We start from the raw sequence: 16889 nt of genomic DNA on the forward strand, positions 1-16889 counted from the left end.
GTGTTAGCGCTAACAGAAATGAAAGGATCCCACAGTGTTGAAGAGGATCTCGGCACTGATCCTGGCCGGCGCCACGGCCCTGACGATGGCCGGTTGCGGTAGCAGCGACGACGGCTCGACGACGGCCGGCGGCTCGGCCGGCGGCTCGTCCGGTGGCGACGACAAGATCGTAATGGGCTTCGCCCAGGTCGGCGCGGAGAGTGGCTGGCGTACCGCCAACACCAAGGACATCCAGGAGTCGGCCAAGACCGCCGGCGTCGAGCTGAAGTTCTCCGACGCTCAGCAGAAGCAGGAGAACCAGATCAAGGCCATCCGCTCCTACATCCAGCAGAAGGTCGACGTGATCGCCTTCTCGCCGGTGGTGGAGTCGGGCTGGGACACCGTCCTCAAGGAGGCGCAGAACGCGAAGATCCCGGTCATCCTCACCGACCGGGCCGTGGACTCCAAGGACACCAGCCTGTACAAGACCTTCCTCGGGTCCGACTTCGTCGAGGAGGGCAAGAAGGCCGGCCAGTGGCTGGTGGACCAGTACAAGGACAGCAAGGACGAGGTGAACATCGTCCAGCTTGAGGGCACCACCGGCTCCGCGCCCGCCAACGACCGCAAGTCCGGTTTCCAGGAGATCATCTCCGCCGATCCGAAGTTCAAGATCATCGCTTCGCAGAGCGGCGACTTCACCCGCGCCAAGGGCAAGGAGGTCATGGAGGCCTTCCTCAAGTCCAACCCCAAGATCGACGTGCTGTACGCGCACAACGACGACATGGGCCTCGGCGCCATCGAGGCGATCGAGGGTGCGGGCAAGGTGCCTGGCAAGGACATCAAGATCATCACGGTCGACGCGGTCCACGACGGCATGCAGGCCCTCGCCGACGGCAAGATCAACTACATCGTCGAGTGCTCCCCGCTGCTCGGCACCCAGCTCATGGACCTCGCCAAGAAGGTCGTCAAGGGTGAGCAGGTGCCCCAGCGGGTGGTGACCGAGGAGACCACCTTCACCCAGGAGCAGGCCAAGGAGGCCCTGCCCAACCGCAAGTACTGATCGGGTTCCGGGCCGTCCCCACGCGGGGGCGGCCCTTCCCGCGAGGACAAGTCACGAGAATCGCGCGATCCTGAGGGGCGCGCCGCCGATCTGGACTGAGGAGTGCGCGGGAGCGAGGCGACCGAGCACGACGAGGGAGGCGTTCGAATGCGCGCCTCCGGCGCGACCGGGCGGGCGTGAGCGCCCCGATGGTGAGCGGGAAACACAGAGGAGAGAGGGGCGCCGCATGGCCGCACCCGCGCCGATCCTGCGGATGAGCGGGATCGGCAAGCAGTTCCCCGGCGTGAAGGCACTGGACGGCGTCGACTTCCGGCTGCTGCCGGGCGAGGTCCACGCGCTGATGGGGGAGAACGGCGCCGGTAAGTCGACCCTGATCAAGGTGCTGACCGGCGTGTACGACATCGACGCCGGCGAGATCGAGCTGGAGGGCAGGCGCGTCGTCTTCCACAGCCCGCTCGCCGCCCAGCAGGCGGGCATCAGCACCGTCTACCAGGAGGTCAACCTCTGCACCAACCTGTCGGTGGCGGAAAACATCTTCATCGGCCGCGAGCCGCGCCGTTTCGGCCGGATCCAGTGGCAGAAGATGCGCCGCCGGGCGGCGGAGATCCTCGCCCGCCTCGAACTCGACCTCGACGTGTCGGCCCCTCTGTCGTCGTACTCGCTGGCGATCCAGCAGATGGTGGCGATCGCACGCGCGGTGGACATCGACGCGAAGGTGCTCATCCTCGACGAGCCGACCTCCAGCCTCGACGCCGGGGAGGTCGCCCAGCTCTTCCGGGTGATGCGCCGGCTCAAGGATCAGGGCATCGCGATCCTGTTCGTCTCGCACTTCCTCGACCAGATCTACGAGATCTCCGACCGGATGACGATCCTGCGCAACGGCAAGCTCGTGGGGGAGTACCTCACCAGTGAGCTGAGCCAGGTCGAGCTGGTCGGCAAGATGATCGGCCGTGAGCTGGCCGACCTGGAGAAGCTGGAGGGCCGCCCGCCGGCCCGCGAGGCCGCGCCGCTGGTGGAGGCCGCCGAGCTGGGCCGCTCCGGGGCGATCGAGCCGTTCACGCTCACCATCCACGAGGGCGAGGTCGTCGGCCTGGCCGGACTGCTCGGCTCGGGCCGTACGGAGATCGCCCGGCTGCTGTTCGGGGCCGACCACGCGGGCACGGGCACGTTGAAGATCGGCGGTGAGCAGGTCAGCTTGCGCACGCCCCGAGCCGCGGTCTCCCGGAAGCTGGCCTTCTGCTCGGAGAACCGGCGGGCGGAGGGGCTCGTCCCCGACCTCACCGTCCGCGAGAACCTCATCCTCGCCCTGCAGGCCGCGCGCGGCTGGACCCGGCCGATCCCGCGGCGCAAGCAGGACGAGCTGGTCGACAAGTACATCGCCGCGCTGAACATCCGCCCGGCCAACCCCGACCAGCTCATCAGAAATCTCAGCGGCGGCAACCAGCAGAAGGTGCTGCTGGCCCGCTGGCTCATCCTGGAGCCCCGCCTGCTCATCCTCGACGAGCCGACCCGCGGCATCGACGTCGGCGCCAAGGCCGAGATCCAGCGCCTGGTCGCCGAGCTCTCCGACGGCGGGATGGCCGTGCTGTTCATCTCCGCCGAACTGGAGGAGGTGCTGCGGCTCAGCCACAAGGTCGGCGTGCTACGCGACCGCAAGCTGGTCGCCCAAATCGACAACGACGAACGCCTGACCACCGACAGCCTGACGGAGACGATCGCGAGCGGAGCTCGGTCATGAGAGGGTTCCTCAAACATCGCCTGTTCTGGCCCCTGGTGATCCTGGTCGCGCTGCTGGCGCTGAACCTGTTCTTCACCGACAACTTCTTCAAGATCCAGATGAAGGACGGGCACCTCTACGGCAGCCTGATCGACATCGTCCGGTTCGGCGCTCCGCTGATCCTGGTGTCGCTCGGCATGACGCTCGTCATCGCCACCAGCGGCATCGACCTGTCGGTCGGTTCCGTCGTGGCGATCGCCGGCGCCCTGGCCTGCCTGCGCATCAGCGATCTGTCGGACCAGAACTCGGTGGCCGGCGTGCTCGGGGCCGTGGGCCTCGCGCTCGTGCTGTCGGTGGTCCTCGGCGCGTGGAACGGCTTCCTCGTCGCGGGCATCGGGATCCAGCCGATCATCGCGACGCTGATCCTGATGGTCGCCGGGCGCGGTCTGGCGCAGCTCATCACCGACGGCCAGATCACCACGGTGAACAGCTCGCCGTACAAGCTGATCGGCGGTGGTTACTGGCTGACGCTGCCGTTCGGCATCATCATCGTGGCGGTGGTCCTCGCCCTCACCGCGTTCCTCACCCGGCGGCTGGCGCTGGGCCTGCTGATCGAGTCCGTCGGCGGCAACGCCGAGGCGAGCCGGCTGGCCGGCATCAGCGCCCGCGGCGTGCTGATCACGGTCTACACCTTCTGCGGGCTCTGCGCCGGCATCGCGGGCCTGATGATCAGCTCGAACGTCTCCAGCGCCGACGGCAACAACGCCGGTTTGTGGATCGAGCTGGACGCCATCCTCGCCGTCGTCATCGGAGGCACCTCGCTGGCCGGCGGCCGGTTCTCCCTGAGCGGCACCGTGCTGGGCGCCCTCATCATCCAGACGCTGACCACCACGATCTACTCGATCGGCGTTCCGCCGGAGACCACGCTGCTGTTCAAGGCGCTCGTGGTGACCGTGGTCTGCCTGATCCAGTCCCCGGCCTTCCGCGCGAAGGTCTTCCAACGCCGCATGCGCACGGTCGAGGCGCGCCCGGCGACCGAAGAGAAGGTGAGGGTCTCGGCGTGACGAGCATCACCGGCCTGCCGGGCCTGCATCGCACGGTCCCGCAGAAGTACATCCCGGTCCTGGTGACCGCGGGCCTGTTCGTGGCGATGTTCGTGGCGGGAGGCATCCGCTACGAGAACTTCGCGACCGGGCAGATCATCCTCAACGTCTTCATCGACAACGCCTTCCTGCTGGTGGTCGCGGTCGGGATGACGTTCGTCATTCTCACCGGCGGCATCGACCTGTCGGTCGGGTCCGTCGTCGCGCTCTCCACCATGGTCGCGGCGAGTCTGCTGAGGGACGGCTGGCCGGCGTTGGGGGTCATCGTCCTGGTGCTGGCGATCGGCGCGGTGCTGGGCCTGGGCATGGGCGCGATCATTCACTACTTCGAGATCCAGCCGTTCATCGTCACGCTGGCCGGAATGTTCCTCGCGCGCGGCCTGTGCTACACGATCAGCACCGACTCGATCCCGATCGAGAACGAGACGTTCACCGCGATCGCCCAGACGCGGGTCGGCCTCGGCGGCGACCTGTCGGTCTCCCCGAGCGCGCTGATCGCCGTCGTGGTCGTGCTGATCGCGGCGTTCGTGCTGCACTACACCCGGCTCGGCCGCAGCGTCTACGCGACCGGCGGCAGCGAGCAGTCGGCCCTCCTGATGGGCCTTTCGGTGGCCCGCACGAAGATCGCCGTTTACACGATCAGCGGCTTCTGCTCCGCCCTCGGCGGCCTGCTGTTCGCCTTCTACTCCCTGTCGGGCTACGGGCTCGGGGCCGTCGGCATGGAACTGGACGCGATCGCGGCGGTCGTCATCGGCGGCACGCTCCTCACGGGCGGCAGCGGCTATCTGCTCGGCACCGTGCTCGGCGTGCTCGTGCTCGGCCTGATTCAAACGATCATCAGTTTCGAAGGCACACTGAGCTCGTGGTGGACCAAGATCTTCATCGGCGTGCTGCTGTTCGCCTTCATCCTGCTGCAACGGCTGTTCCTGGGCCGCTCACGCCGGTGAGCACCGCGACATACGGACGATACGTCTATAGATTTGGCAAAGGTGCAGGTCACACCAGTGAACTTTGAGTCGATTTGGTAGGTTCTGTGAACCCACTCCCTCCATCGGCAGCAGCCACACCCAGCTCTGCCGTGCCCTCACCAACAAGGAGAAGCGCATGAGATTGGCACGTATCGGGGGCGTGGTGTCCGCCATCGCGGTCGCCGTGACCATGACGGCCTGCGGCTCCAGCCAGAAGACGGTGGATGCCCAGGCCTCGGCGTCCACCGCCGCCGGCAACGCCGGCGCCCTGATCGGCGTCACCATGCCGACGAAGTCGTCCGAGCGTTGGATTCACGACGGCGACAACGTCAAGCAGCAGCTCGAGAAGCTGGGCTACCAGGTCGACCTCCAGTACGCGGAGAACGACATCCCGACCCAGGCGAACCAGATCGAGAACCAGATCACCAAGGGCGCCAAGCTCCTGATCATCGCCTCGATCGACGGTACCGCGATCACCTCGCAGCTGCAGCAGGCCGCGGACAACAAGATCCCGGTCATCGCCTACGACCGGCTCATCCGCAACAGCCCGAACGTCGACTACTACGCCACCTTCGACAACTTCAAGGTCGGCGTGCAGCAGGCGACGTCGCTGCTGAAGGGCCTCGGCGTCGAGGACGGCAAGAAGGGACCGTTCAACGTCGAACTGTTCGGCGGCTCGCCCGACGACAACAACGCGACCTTCTTCTGGAACGGCGCCATGTCGGTGCTGCAGCCGAAGATCGACGACGGCACCCTGGTGATCAAGAGCGGCCAGACGGACTTCAAGCAGGCCGCCATTCTGCGCTGGGACCCCGCCACCGCGCAGAAGCGCATGGAGGACATCCTCACCAAGACCTACACCGGCGACACCAAGGTCGACGGCGTGCTCTCCCCGTACGACGGGCTGTCCATCGGCATCCTGTCGGCGCTGAAGAGCTCCGGTTACGGCAAGCCGTACCCGGTCGTCACCGGCCAGGACGCCGAGCTTCAGTCGGTCAAGTCGATCATCGCCGACGAGCAGTACTCCACCATCTTCAAGGACACCCGCAACCTCGCGGAGCAGACCGTGAAGATGGCCGACGCGGTGCTGAAGGGCGAGAAGCCCGAGGTGAACAACGAGAAGGACTACAACAACGGCGTCAAGGTCGTCCCGTCGTACCTGCTGGACCCGGTGATCGTGGACAAGGGCAACTACAAGGATGTCCTCGTCGGCAGCAACTACTACACCGAGGACCAGCTCAAGTAGGGGATCCGGGCCCGGAGAGGCGTCTTTCCGGGCCCTCCCTGAGCGAGGGGCATATGACCGAGCACATCTTGCGGATGAGCGGGATCACCAAGACGTTCCCGGGAGTGAAGGCGCTGCAGGACGTCAACCTGTCCGTGCGGCGGGGCGAGATCCACGCGATCTGCGGCGAGAACGGCGCGGGCAAGTCGACGCTGATGAAGGTGCTGTCCGGGGTCTACCCGCACGGCGAGTACGAAGGTGAGATCACCTTCGAGGGCAGGCGTTGCGAGTTCGGCGGCATCCGGGACAGCGAGCACGCGGGCATCGTCATCATCCATCAGGAGCTGGCGCTCAGCCCGCAGCTGTCGATCGCCGAGAACATCTTCCTGGGCAACGAGCGCGCCAAACGCGGCGTGATCGACTGGAACCGTACCAACTACGAGGCCGGCGAGCTGACGAAGCGGGTCGGCCTGCGCGAGAATCCGACGACGCTCATCTCCGACATCGGCGTGGGCAAGCAGCAGCTCGTGGAGATCGCCAAGGCGCTGTCGAAGGAGGTCAAGCTCCTCATCCTCGACGAGCCGACCGCGGCGCTCAACGACGACGACTCGGCGCACCTGCTCGACCTGCTGCGCGGGCTCAGGGACGAGGGCATCACCTGTGTGATCATCTCGCACAAGCTCAACGAGGTGATCGCCATCGCCGACGCCGTCACGATCATCCGCGACGGCCGCACGATCGAGACGCTCGACATGGCCGGCGACGAGGTCACCGAGGACCGCATCATCTCGGGCATGGTCGGCCGCGCTCTCGACAACCGCTTCCCCGCACGGGAACCGGCGATCGGCGAGGAGGCGTTCCGGATCGAGGACTGGACGGTCTACAGCCCCAGCCAGCCCGGCAGGAAGGTGGTCGACGGGGCCTCGCTCAGGCTGCGCCGCGGGGAGATCGTGGGGCTGGCGGGGCTGATGGGCGCCGGACGCACCGAACTGGCGATGAGCGTGTTCGGGCGGACGTATGGGACCCATATCTCCGGCAGGATCTTCAAGGACGGCAAGCCGATCGAGATCCGCAACGTCCAGGACGCGATCAAGCACGGCATCGCCTACGCCACCGAGGACCGCAAAAGGTACGGCCTCAACCTCATCGAGGACATCAAGCGGAACGTCAGCGCCGCCGGGCTCAGGGGCCTGTCCCGGCGCGGGTGGGTCAACGAGAACGAGGAATTCCGCGTCGCCGAGCAGTTCCGCAAGAGCATGAACATCAAGGCGCCCGGCGTCAACAGCGTCGTCGGCAAGCTGAGCGGCGGCAACCAGCAGAAGGTCGTGCTCTCCAAGTGGATCCTGACCGAGCCGGATGTCCTCATCCTCGATGAGCCCACGAGGGGCATCGACGTCGGTGCGAAGTACGAGATCTATACGATCATCAACCGCCTGGCCGACCAGGGCAAGGCCGTACTGGTGATCTCTTCTGAGCTGCCTGAGCTGCTTGGCCTGTGCGACCGCATCTACACGCTCTCCGAGGGGCGCGTCACCGGGGAAGTGCCGCGCGGGGAAGCCACGCAGGAACGCCTCATGTATCTCATGACCAAGGGACAGGAGTAGCTCGAATGAGCAGCATCACGCCCGCCGACGTACAGGTCGGCGCCAAGGGCGACGGGGGATCGCCACGGCAGCCGGGACGGGTGTCGCTCGGCGGACTGTCGATCAACCTGCGCTCGAGCGGTATCTACATCGCCTTCGCGCTGATCATTGTGCTGTTTTCGGTGCTGACCGACGGCGCGTTGCTCCAGCCGCAGAACATCTCCAACATCATCGTTCAGAACTCCTACGTCCTGATCCTCGCGATCGGGATGATTTTGATCATCATCGCCGGGCACATCGACCTGTCGGTCGGCTCGGTGGTCGCGGTCACCGGAGCGCTGGCCGCCGTGCTCATGGTGAACATGGGCACGCCCTGGCCGCTGGCCCTGTTGATCACGCTCGTCGCCGGTGGGCTGATCGGGGCCTGGCAGGGATACTGGATCGCCTACTTCGGCATCCCCGCGTTCATCGTGACTCTGGCCGGAATGCTGCTGTTCCGGGCGCTGACCCTGACCGTGCTGGGCAACCAGGGCATCGGCCCGTTCCCTGACCAGGTCCGCACGTTGGCGAACGGCTTCACCGACGGCTACCTCGGTAACGTCGGCCTCGGTCCGCTCGGCGGCGCGGACCTGTTCAGTCTGTTGATCGGCCTGGTCGCGATCGCCGGCATGGTCATGGCGCAGTGGCGCACACGCAATGCCCGCAAGGGCTACGGCCAGACGGTCGAGCCCGTTGTGTTGTTCGCGCTGAAGATGACTGCCGGAGCCGCGCTGATCCTCTTCGTCGTGGTGCAGCTCGCCCGCTTCAAGAACCTGCCATGGGTGCTGGTGCTGCTGGCCGTGCTCGTGCTGGGGTATTCGCTGATGGCCAACCGCACGGTGTTCGGCCGGCAGATCTACGCGATCGGCGGCAACCTGCAGGCGGCCGTGATGTCCGGGGTGAAGGTCAAGTCCGTCGTCTTCTGGATCTTCGTCAACATGGGCGTGCTCTCGGCCATCGCGGGCGTCATCTTCGCCGGCCGGCTCAATCAGGCGGGTCCCACGGCGGGCAACAGCTTCGAGCTGGACGCGATCGCGGCGGCCTTCATCGGCGGTGCGGCCGTGCAGGGCGGCGTGGGCAAGGTCGTGGGTGCGATCACAGGTGGTCTGATCATGGCGGTCATCAACAACGGCATGTCCCTGATCGGCTCGCCCAGCGAGCGGGTCATGCTCGTCAAGGGCGCCGTCCTGCTCGCCGCCGTGGCGTTCGACGTGTGGACCAAGCGCAGGGCAGGTGCCTCACGCTGATCGAATAAGTCGCCGACAGGAAACCTATCGAGGGCAGGATCGACGCCTGGGGCCCGCTCTGCAGCGCGCAGGTCGTCATCTCATCGAGGTGCTGGTGAGATCAGCGCGGGCCCCACCGCGGCGAGCACCTGCTCCTGAGAGCCGGCTTGGTGGTGAGGCCGAAGCCCCTGGACATGATCCGGACGCCCCCAAAGTCCCTGGAGTTCAATGTGAACGCTAACAACAACCGCTATGTCATCGGCGTCGACTACGGCACGCTGTCCGGGCGCGCGGTCGTCGTGCGGGTGAGCGACGGCGAGGAGGTGGGCGGCGCCGTCCACGAGTACGCCCACCGCGTGATAGAGGACGCGCTGCCGGGCTCCGGCGTCCGGCTCGGCCCCGACTGGGCCCTGCAGTCGCCGGCCGACTGGATCGACGTGCTGCGGCACGCCGTGCCGAAGGCGCTGGCCGCGGCCCAGGTCCCGGCCGAGCAGGTGATCGGCATCGGCACGGATTTCACGGCCTGCACGATCCTGCCCGCCACCGCCGACGGTCACCCGTTGTGCGAGGAGTTCCCCGAACGGCCGCACGCCTGGCCGAAGCTCTGGAAGCACCACGCGGCGCAGCCCCACGCCGACCGCATCAACGCGCTGGCCGCCGAGCGCGGCGAGTCGTGGCTGCCGCGGTACGGCGGCAAGATCTCCTCCGAGTGGGCCTTCGCCAAGGGCCTGCAGTTGCTGGAGGAGGACCCGGAGCTGTACGACCGGGCCGACCGCTGGATCGAGGCGGCCGACTGGATCATCTGGCAGCTCACCGGGGTGGAGACCCGCAACGTCTGCACCGCCGGCTACAAGGCCATCCACCAGGACGGCGGCTACCCGTCCGAGGACTTCCTGGCCGCGCTCAATCCCGCCTTCTCCGGTTTCACCCGCAAGCTCGGTCAGGACCTCGCTCCGCTCGGCGGCCTCGCCGGTCACCTGACCGCGCGGGCCGCCGAGTGGACGGGGCTGCCCGAGGGCATCGCGGTCGCGGTCGGCAACGTCGACGCCCACGTCACCGCCGCGGCGGCCGACGCCGTGCGGCCGGGCCAGATGGTGGCCATCATGGGCACCTCGACCTGCCACGTCATGTGCTCCGACCAGCTCGCCGAGGTCCCCGGCATGTGCGGCGTCGTACGCGACGGCATCGTCCCCGGGCTGTGGGGCTACGAGGCGGGCCAGTCCGCCGTCGGCGACATCTTCGCCTGGTACGTGGACAACTGCGTGCCCGCCTCCTACGCGGAGCGGGCGGCGGAGGCGGGGATCGGCCTGCACGAGTACCTGACCTCCCTCGCCGCCGAGCAGAAGGTCGGGCAGCACGGGCTGGTCGCGCTCGACTGGCACGGCGGCAACCGCTCGGTCCTGGTCGACCACACCCTGTCCGGCGTCATCGTCGGGCAGACGCTCGCCACCCGCCCGGAGGACGTCTACCGCGCGCTCATCGAGGCCACCGCGTTCGGCGCCCGGACGATCGTGGAGACGTTCGAGGCGTCGGGGGTGCCGGTCGAGGAGTTCGTGGTCGCCGGCGGCCTGCTCAAGAACCGCTTCCTCATGCAGACGTACGCCGACGTGCTGCGCCGCCCGCTGTCGGTGATCGGATCCGACCAGGGGCCGGCCCTCGGCTCGGCGATCCACGCCGCCGTCGCGGCGGGGGCCTACACCGACATCACGGCCGCCGCGGCGGCGATGGGCAAGCGCGACGCCGCCGCGTACGTGCCCGACGCCGGGCGGGCCGACGCCTACGACCGGCTGTACGCCGAATATCGCAGGCTGCACGACCACTTCGCGGACGGCGGCATGCTCCACCGGCTCCGCGCGATCAGGAACGAGGCCAGTGCATGATCGATGACCTTCGCGAAACCGTTTGCAGACTCCACGCCGAGCTCGTGCGGTACGGCCTGGTGGTGTGGACGGCGGGCAACGTCTCGGGCCGCGTGCCCGGTGAGGACCTGTTCGTCATCAAGCCCAGCGGCGTGTCGTACGACGACCTGACCCCCGAGTCGATCGTGGTCTGCGATCTCGACGGCAACCTCGTCGAGGGCGACCTGGCCCCCTCCAGCGACACGGCCGCGCACGCCTACGTCTACCGGCACATGCCGGAGGTGAACGGTGTGGTGCACACCCATTCCACGTACGCCTCGGCGTGGGCGGCCCGCGGCGAGGCGATCCCGTGCGTGCTCACCGCGATGGCCGACGAGTTCGGCGGCGAGATCCCCGTCGGGCCGTTCGCCCTCATCGGCAACGACGACATCGGCAAGGGGATCGTCGAGACCCTGACCGGGCACCGCTCCCCGGCGGTGCTGATGCAGAACCACGGGGTGTTCACGATCGGCGAGTCGCCGAAGGCGGCGGTGAAGGCCGCCGTGATGTGCGAGGACGTGGCCCGCACCGTGCACATCTCCCGCCAGCTCGGCGAGCCGCTGCCGATCGCCCAGAGCGACATCGACAGCTTGTACGACCGCTACCAGAACGTCTATGGACAGAGGAGTCACCTGTGAGGCTATGGTTTCTGACCGGCAGCCAGGGCCTGTACGGCGAGGAGACGCTGCGGCAGGTGGCCGAGCAGTCCCGGCGCATCGCCGAGCAGCTGGGCGAGGCGCTGCCGTTCGAGCTCGAGTGGCGGCCCGTGCTCACCGACGCGGCGGCCATCCGCCGCGTGTGCCTGGAGGCCAACGCCGACGACGACTGCATCGGCCTGATCGCGTGGATGCACACGTTCTCCCCGGCCAAGATGTGGATCGCCGGGCTTGACGCGCTGCGCAAGCCGCTGGTGCACTTGCACACCCAGGCAAACGTGGAGCTGCCGTGGAGCTCCATCGACATGGACTTCATGAACCTCAACCAGGCCGCGCACGGCGACCGCGAGTTCGGCTACATCCAGACGCGCCTCGGCGTGCCGCGCAAGACCATCGCCGGGCACGTCAGCGACCCGTCCGTGTCGGGGCGCATCGCCACCTGGGCGCGGGCGGCGGCGGGCCGGGCGGAGGTCGGCTCGCTGCGCCTGGCCCGGTTCGGCGACAACATGCGCGACGTCGCGGTGACCGAGGGCGACAAGGTCGAGGCGCAGCTGCGGTTCGGGGTGTCGGTGAACACCTACGGGGTCAACGAGCTGGTCGAGGCCGTGGACGCCACCGCGGACGCGGACGTGTCCGCGCTCGTGAAGGAGTACGAGGACCTCTACCGGATGGCGCCCGAGCTGCGCGCGGGCGGGGAGCGGCACGAGTCGCTGCGGTACGCGGCCCGCATCGAGCTGGGCCTGCGGCAGTTCCTGGAGGGCGGGGGCTTCAAGGCGTTCACCACGAACTTCGAGGACCTGGGCGGGCTGCGCCAGCTCCCCGGCCTGGCCGTGCAGCGGCTGATGGCCGACGGCTACGGCTTCGGCGGCGAGGGCGACTGGAAGACCTCGGTGCTGCTGCGCACGCTCAAGGTCATGTCGGCGGGCCTGCCCGGCGGCACGTCCTTCATGGAGGACTACACCTACCACCTCACTCCGGGCGAGGAGCTCATCCTCGGCGCGCACATGCTGGAGGTCTGCCCGACGATCGCGGCCGACACCCCCGCGTGCGAGATCCACCCGCTGAGCATCGGCGGGCGGGAGGACCCGGTGCGGCTGGTGTTCGACGCCGCCCCCGGCCCCGCCGTGGTGGTCGGCCTGTCCGACATGGGCGAGCGGTTCCGCCTGGTGGCCAACGAGATCGACGTGGTCGCGCCGCCCGAGCCGCTGCCCGCCCTGCCGGTCGCCCGGGCCGTGTGGCGCCCCCGGCCCGACCTGCGCACCTCCGCCGAGTCGTGGATCACCGCCGGCGCCCCGCACCACACGGTGCTCTCCTCGGCCGTCGGGTCCGAGGAGCTGACCGACTTCGCCGACATGCTCGGCGTCGAGCTGCTCGTCATCGACGAGGCGACCACCTCCCGCCAGTTCGTCAAGGAACTGCGGTGGAACCAGGCCTACTATCGGCTCGCGCAAGGATTTTGATGCTCGGTAGGTTCGTGATGGGCGGCCTGGCCGCCCTCACACTCGGAGCCGGGGCACTCGTCCCTCCGGCCGCCTCGGCGGCGGACGAGGGCCTCGCGCTCTGGTAAAAGCTCGACGAGACCTCCGGCACGACCGCCGCCGACTCCTCCGGCAACGGCGGGAACGGCACGCTGAACGGTGACGCGAGCTGGGGCGACGGCCTCAAGCTCGGCGGCACGAACGGGTACGTCAAGGTGCCCGACAACCTCATGCGCGGCATGACCTCGATCACGGTCGCGCTCGACGTCTGGATCGACCCCACGCAGGCCACGCCGTACTTCGTCTACGGCTTCGGCAACTCCAGCGGGTCCAGCGGCAACGGCTACCTGTTCACCACCGGCGACGCGTTCCGTACGTCGATCGCGTCGGCAACTGGTCGACCGAGCAGAACGCCAACGCCGGCGTCGATCTGCCGCGCGGCGGCTGGCAGCACATTGCGTACACGCTCGGCGGCGGCACGACCACCGCCGACTACATCGGCCGCTCGCTCTACTCCGGCGACAAGTACCCCAAGGGCAGGGTCAAGGACTTCCGCGTCTACGGCCGGGCCCTCGGCGCGTCCGAGATCGCCCGGCTGGCGGCGCCGGTCAACGCCGAGATCGTCAAGCAGGACGCCGCGGCGCTCGATCTCGGCGACACCGGCGCGGTCCGGTCCGGCCTGACGCTGCCGGCGAAGGGCGCGTCCGGGTCCACGATCACCTGGGCCTCCGGCGACCCGTCCGTCGTCAGCGCGACCGGCGCCGTCACCCGGCCGCCGGCGGGCGCGCAGGGCGCCCACGTCACGCTCACCGCCACGCTCACCGCCACGCTCACCAAGGGCACGGCGACGGAGACGAAGACGTTGGACGTCACCATCGAGGCGATCTGCACCGGCAAGCGGGCCGTCGAGACCGACGCCGCCACGCTGGTCGCGCACAACATCGACGACGTCCGCGGCAACCTGACGCTGCCGGCCGAGGGCGAGAACGGCACCACCATCACCTGGCGGTCCGCCAAGCCGGACACGCTCGGCGAGACCGGCGAGGTGAACCGTCCCGCGCCGGGTGCCAAGGCGGTGAGGGTGAACCTCAAGGCGACGATCTCGCGTGGCGGGCACCAGGCCGTGCGGATCTTCAAGCCGGAGGTGCCCGCGCTGCCCGCCGAGGAGCCGTACAAGGGCTACCTCTTCGCCTGCTTCACCGGTGAGGGCTACTCGGACGGCGAGCAGATCTACAACGCGCTGAGCAAGGGCGACGACCCGCTGCACTGGCAGGAGCTCAACGGCGGCCGGCCGGTCGTCACGTCCGGCGTCGGCGAGAAGGGCCTGCGCGACCCGTTCGTGATCCGCTCGCCCGAGGGAGACAGGTTCTACCTGATCGCCACGGACCTCAAGATCTACGGCAACGCGACTGGGACCGCGCGCAGCGCGGCGGCAGCCGCTCGATCATGGTGGCCGAGTCGACCGGCCTGGTGCACTGGACGAACCAGCGGCTGGTCCAGGTCTTCCCGCCGGAGGCAGGCAACACCTGGGCGCCGGAGGCGTACTACGACAAGACCCTCGGGGCGTACGTCGTGTTCTGGGCGTCCAAGCCGTACGGCAACCCGCGGCACACGGGGGACACCTACAACAAGATGGTGTACGCGACGACCCGCGACTTCTACGCCTTCTCCGAGCCGAAGAACGAGCCGTCCGCGTCACGGCACGGTGCTGGGGGTCACGCAGGCCGAGTACGACCGGCTGCTCTCCTCTCTCGGCTGATCCGGGCTCTGGGCTGATCCGGGCTCTGGGCTGATCCGGTCCCGCTGACCATACGGGCCCTTCCCCTGTGGGGGAAGGCCCGTTTCCGCGCGTCAGGCAGCCGGCCGGGGCCGCGATCGGGAGGCGAGGGCGGCCCGGGCCGCCGCGAGCGCGCTGTTGACCGAGACCTCGGCCAGCAGGCCGGGCGCGGCCACCTGGTCGCCGGCCAGCCAGACGCCGTCGCCGCGCTCGACCGCCGGGCGGTCGCGCCACGAGGCGCCGGGCAGGTCGAGGGCGCCGGTGCGGCCGGCGGCGACCGACTCGCGGCGCCAGGTGACCCGGTCGCGCCAGCCCGGCAGGGCGAGGTCGGCGATCCGCTCCAGCCGTGCGAGCGCCTCGCCCTTCGCCTCACCGGGGCGCATCGGCAGCTCGAGTTGCACCAGGCTCTCCCCGCGGGGGGCGACCGACCGGTCGGGCAGCGAGTAACGCTCCAGGAACCCGCCCTCGTCCAGGTCGCTGACGAGGAACAGGTCCCGGGGGTGCGCGCGCAACCCGAGATCGAGGAGGACTCCCCGTCCGCTCTCCCAGCGCAGCGAGTCGTCGTCCAGCAGGCCGCGGGCGGCGTCGAGCGAGGTGGAGACGATCACCAGGCCGTCCGGCAGCCGGTCCACCCTCGACCCGGTCTCGACGCGTACGCCCAGGTCGCGGGCGTACGCCGCCATCCGGTCGATCATCCGTCCCCACCCGCCGACCAGATACCGTACGGCCGGATACCGAGGGGCCGCGACGCGCAGGAGGCGCTCCCAGACGAACGCGGCCGACAGTCTGCCGGGGTCGGCGTCATAGGTGACCACGCCGGTCGCCCCGGCGGCCACCCGGGCGGCCTCCTCGCCGAAGTGGCGCGTGACCCAGGACCCGAAGTCCTCCTCCACCGGCGCCCGGAGGCCGCGCCGGGCGGCCATCCGCAGCAGTGCGGCCGGGGGCCGCCCGGTGAGCCTCCCGTCGCGGCGGAACCGTGCCCGGAGCAGATGCCCCGGCCGGGGTGGCGCGTACGGCCGGACCAGCCTCCGTTCGTCCAGCCACCGCCACGGCAGGCCGTCCGCGTAGAGGGCGTGGACGCCCTCGTTCGCGACGTACGGCGCGGGGGTGGATCGGGCGCGTCCGCCGAGGGTGTGGTGTGCCTCGTGCAGGACGACGGACGCGCCGCCCTCGGCGCAGGCGATGGCGGCGGTCAGCCCGGCGAGCCCGCCGCCCACGATCGTGATGGCTTCTCTCATGCACTCCCGGACGCGTCCGAGACCCCGAGTCGTGACATCTTCTCGGGGTTGGCGATGAGATAAACGGTGTCGACCAGTCCGTCGGCGATCACCAGCGAGACGAACGTGACGGGCCGGCCGTCCAGCCGGGCGACGATCGCGGGCCCGCCGTTGACTTCGGCGATCTCCAGGTCCATCTTCACGCCCGGGGGAGCGCCGATGGAGGCCAGGAAGCGCCGGCGGCCCTCGGGGCTCGCGATGGCGAGGAGGAACCGGGCGACCGGCGCGGCCCCGGCCAGCTCCCGCAGCGGCGCCCGCGCCTTGCCGCCGCCGTCGCCGACCAGGCGGACGTCCGCGGTGAGCAGCGCCGTCAGGGCCTCGACGTCCCCCTCCTCGCAGGCCGCGACGAAGCACTCGGTGATCGTGCGACGCTCGCGCCGGTCCACGTCGAAACGCGGCCTGCGTTCGCGCACGTGGTCGCGGGCGCGCCGGGCGAGCTGCCGTACGGCGGGCTCACCCCGGCCGAGGAACTCGGCGATCTCGGCGTGGGAGAAGCCGAACGCCTCCCGCAGGACGAACACGGCACGCTCCAGCGGGGACAGCGTCTCCAGCACGACGAGGAGGGCCAGTTCGAGGCTGTCGGCGCGATCGGCGGGCTCCCCGGCGTCCGGCGCGGCGGCGACGGGCTCGGGCAGCCAGGGCCCGACGTACGCCTCCCGCCTGGCCCGCACCCGGCGCAGCCGGTCGATGGCGAGGTTGGTGGTGACGCGCACGAGGTAGGCCTTCGGGTCGGCCACCGACGTGGCGTCCACGTTCGCCCAGCGCAGCCACGCCTCCTGGACCACGTCCTCCGCGTCCGCGGCGCTGCCGAGGATGCGGTACGCCACGCCGACGAGCAGGCTGCGGTGCGCGGTGAAGACTTCGATGGTCATGTCATGCCAGACGTATCATGCCCACCGTTGT

At 69.2% G+C, this 16889-nt stretch carries 13 protein-coding genes and 1 pseudogene; 12 read left to right on the plus strand and 2 right to left on the minus strand.

Features of this window, described 5'->3' with window-relative positions; translation table 11 throughout:
- Positions 1–34 precede the first annotated feature (34 nt).
- From AB0J39_RS11070 to AB0J39_RS11125, 12 genes and pseudogenes are all read left to right on the plus strand, one after another.
- Entirely contained in the window at positions 35–1039 is a 1005-nt protein-coding gene (locus AB0J39_RS11070; protein ID WP_363463234.1) for an ABC transporter substrate-binding protein, read from the plus strand.
- Positions 1040–1265: 226 nt separating this feature from the next.
- Positions 1266–2777 (plus strand): sugar ABC transporter ATP-binding protein, encoded by a 1512-nt coding sequence (locus AB0J39_RS11075; protein WP_363463235.1) that lies wholly within the window; start codon positions 1266–1268, stop codon positions 2775–2777.
- Positions 2774–3820 carry an ABC transporter permease gene (locus AB0J39_RS11080; RefSeq protein ID WP_363463236.1) on the plus strand — a complete coding sequence of 349 codons (1047 nt, stop codon included), beginning with the start codon at positions 2774–2776 and terminating at the stop codon, positions 3818–3820. The genes AB0J39_RS11075 and AB0J39_RS11080 overlap by 4 nt, the downstream gene beginning before the upstream one ends.
- Entirely contained in the window at positions 3817–4806 is a 990-nt protein-coding gene (gene yjfF, locus AB0J39_RS11085) for a galactofuranose ABC transporter, permease protein YjfF (RefSeq protein WP_363463238.1), read from the plus strand. The genes AB0J39_RS11080 and yjfF overlap by 4 nt, the downstream gene beginning before the upstream one ends.
- Before the next feature lie 157 nt (positions 4807–4963).
- Complete coding sequence (chvE, locus tag AB0J39_RS11090) at positions 4964–6073, plus strand: multiple monosaccharide ABC transporter substrate-binding protein (RefSeq protein ID WP_363463240.1); 1110 nt, start codon at positions 4964–4966, stop codon at positions 6071–6073.
- A 53-nt stretch (positions 6074–6126) separates the two neighbouring features.
- Complete coding sequence (gene mmsA, locus AB0J39_RS11095; RefSeq protein WP_363463242.1) at positions 6127–7656, plus strand: multiple monosaccharide ABC transporter ATP-binding protein; 1530 nt, start codon at positions 6127–6129, stop codon at positions 7654–7656.
- A 5-nt stretch (positions 7657–7661) separates the two neighbouring features.
- Positions 7662–8921: a multiple monosaccharide ABC transporter permease gene (gene mmsB, locus AB0J39_RS11100; protein WP_363463244.1), complete on the plus strand. Its 1260-nt coding sequence runs from the start codon at positions 7662–7664 to the stop codon at positions 8919–8921.
- A 173-nt stretch (positions 8922–9094) separates the two neighbouring features.
- Positions 9095–10780 (plus strand): ribulokinase, encoded by a 1686-nt coding sequence (araB, locus tag AB0J39_RS11105; RefSeq protein WP_363463288.1) that lies wholly within the window; start codon positions 9095–9097, stop codon positions 10778–10780.
- On the plus strand, positions 10777–11436 hold the full coding sequence (locus AB0J39_RS11110) for an L-ribulose-5-phosphate 4-epimerase (protein WP_363463245.1): 660 nt from the start codon (positions 10777–10779) through the stop codon (positions 11434–11436). Before araB ends, AB0J39_RS11110 begins: the two co-directional genes overlap by 4 nt.
- On the plus strand, positions 11433–12914 hold the full coding sequence (gene araA / locus AB0J39_RS11115; protein WP_363463247.1) for an L-arabinose isomerase: 1482 nt from the start codon (positions 11433–11435) through the stop codon (positions 12912–12914). Before AB0J39_RS11110 ends, araA begins: the two co-directional genes overlap by 4 nt.
- Positions 12915–13611: 697 nt before the next feature.
- Positions 13612–13752 (plus strand): annotated as a pseudogene (locus tag AB0J39_RS11120) (immunoglobulin-like domain-containing protein); the annotation flags it as partial.
- A 42-nt stretch (positions 13753–13794) separates the two neighbouring features.
- The gene (locus AB0J39_RS11125) at positions 13795–14691 is read left to right on the plus strand and encodes an immunoglobulin-like domain-containing protein (protein ID WP_363463249.1); all 897 of its coding nucleotides are present in this window, start codon (positions 13795–13797) and stop codon (positions 14689–14691) included.
- A gap of 92 nt (positions 14692–14783) precedes the next feature.
- On the opposite strand, the gene AB0J39_RS11130 is transcribed toward AB0J39_RS11125, so the two are convergent.
- On the minus strand, positions 14784–15947 hold the full coding sequence (locus tag AB0J39_RS11130) for an FAD-dependent oxidoreductase (protein WP_363463251.1): 1164 nt from the start codon (positions 15945–15947) through the stop codon (positions 14784–14786).
- The gene (locus AB0J39_RS11135) at positions 15944–16858 is read right to left on the minus strand and encodes an RNA polymerase sigma-70 factor (protein ID WP_363463253.1); all 915 of its coding nucleotides are present in this window, start codon (positions 16856–16858) and stop codon (positions 15944–15946) included. The genes AB0J39_RS11130 and AB0J39_RS11135 overlap by 4 nt, the downstream gene beginning before the upstream one ends.
- Positions 16859–16889: the final 31 nt, after the last annotated feature.

It is taken from the genome of Microbispora sp. NPDC049633, from assembly GCF_040675265.1.
Taxonomy (GTDB): Bacteria; Actinomycetota; Actinomycetes; order Streptosporangiales; family Streptosporangiaceae; genus Microbispora; species Microbispora maris.

Coding starts and splice junctions, on each gene's coding strand:
- AB0J39_RS11075 (WP_363463235.1), top strand. CDS start 1,266: ATGGCCGCACCCGCGCCGATCCTGCGGATGAGCGGGATCGGCAAGCAG.
- AB0J39_RS11080 (WP_363463236.1), top strand. CDS start 2,774: ATGAGAGGGTTCCTCAAACATCGCCTGTTCTGGCCCCTGGTGATCCTG.
- chvE (WP_363463240.1), top strand. CDS start 4,964: ATGAGATTGGCACGTATCGGGGGCGTGGTGTCCGCCATCGCGGTCGCC.
- mmsA (WP_363463242.1), top strand. CDS start 6,127: ATGACCGAGCACATCTTGCGGATGAGCGGGATCACCAAGACGTTCCCG.
- mmsB (WP_363463244.1), top strand. CDS start 7,662: ATGAGCAGCATCACGCCCGCCGACGTACAGGTCGGCGCCAAGGGCGAC.
- araB (WP_363463288.1), top strand. CDS start 9,095: ATGATCCGGACGCCCCCAAAGTCCCTGGAGTTCAATGTGAACGCTAAC.
- AB0J39_RS11110 (WP_363463245.1), top strand. CDS start 10,777: ATGATCGATGACCTTCGCGAAACCGTTTGCAGACTCCACGCCGAGCTC.
- AB0J39_RS11130 (WP_363463251.1), bottom strand. CDS start 15,947: ATGAGAGAAGCCATCACGATCGTGGGCGGCGGGCTCGCCGGGCTGACC.
- AB0J39_RS11135 (WP_363463253.1), bottom strand. CDS start 16,858: ATGACCATCGAAGTCTTCACCGCGCACCGCAGCCTGCTCGTCGGCGTG.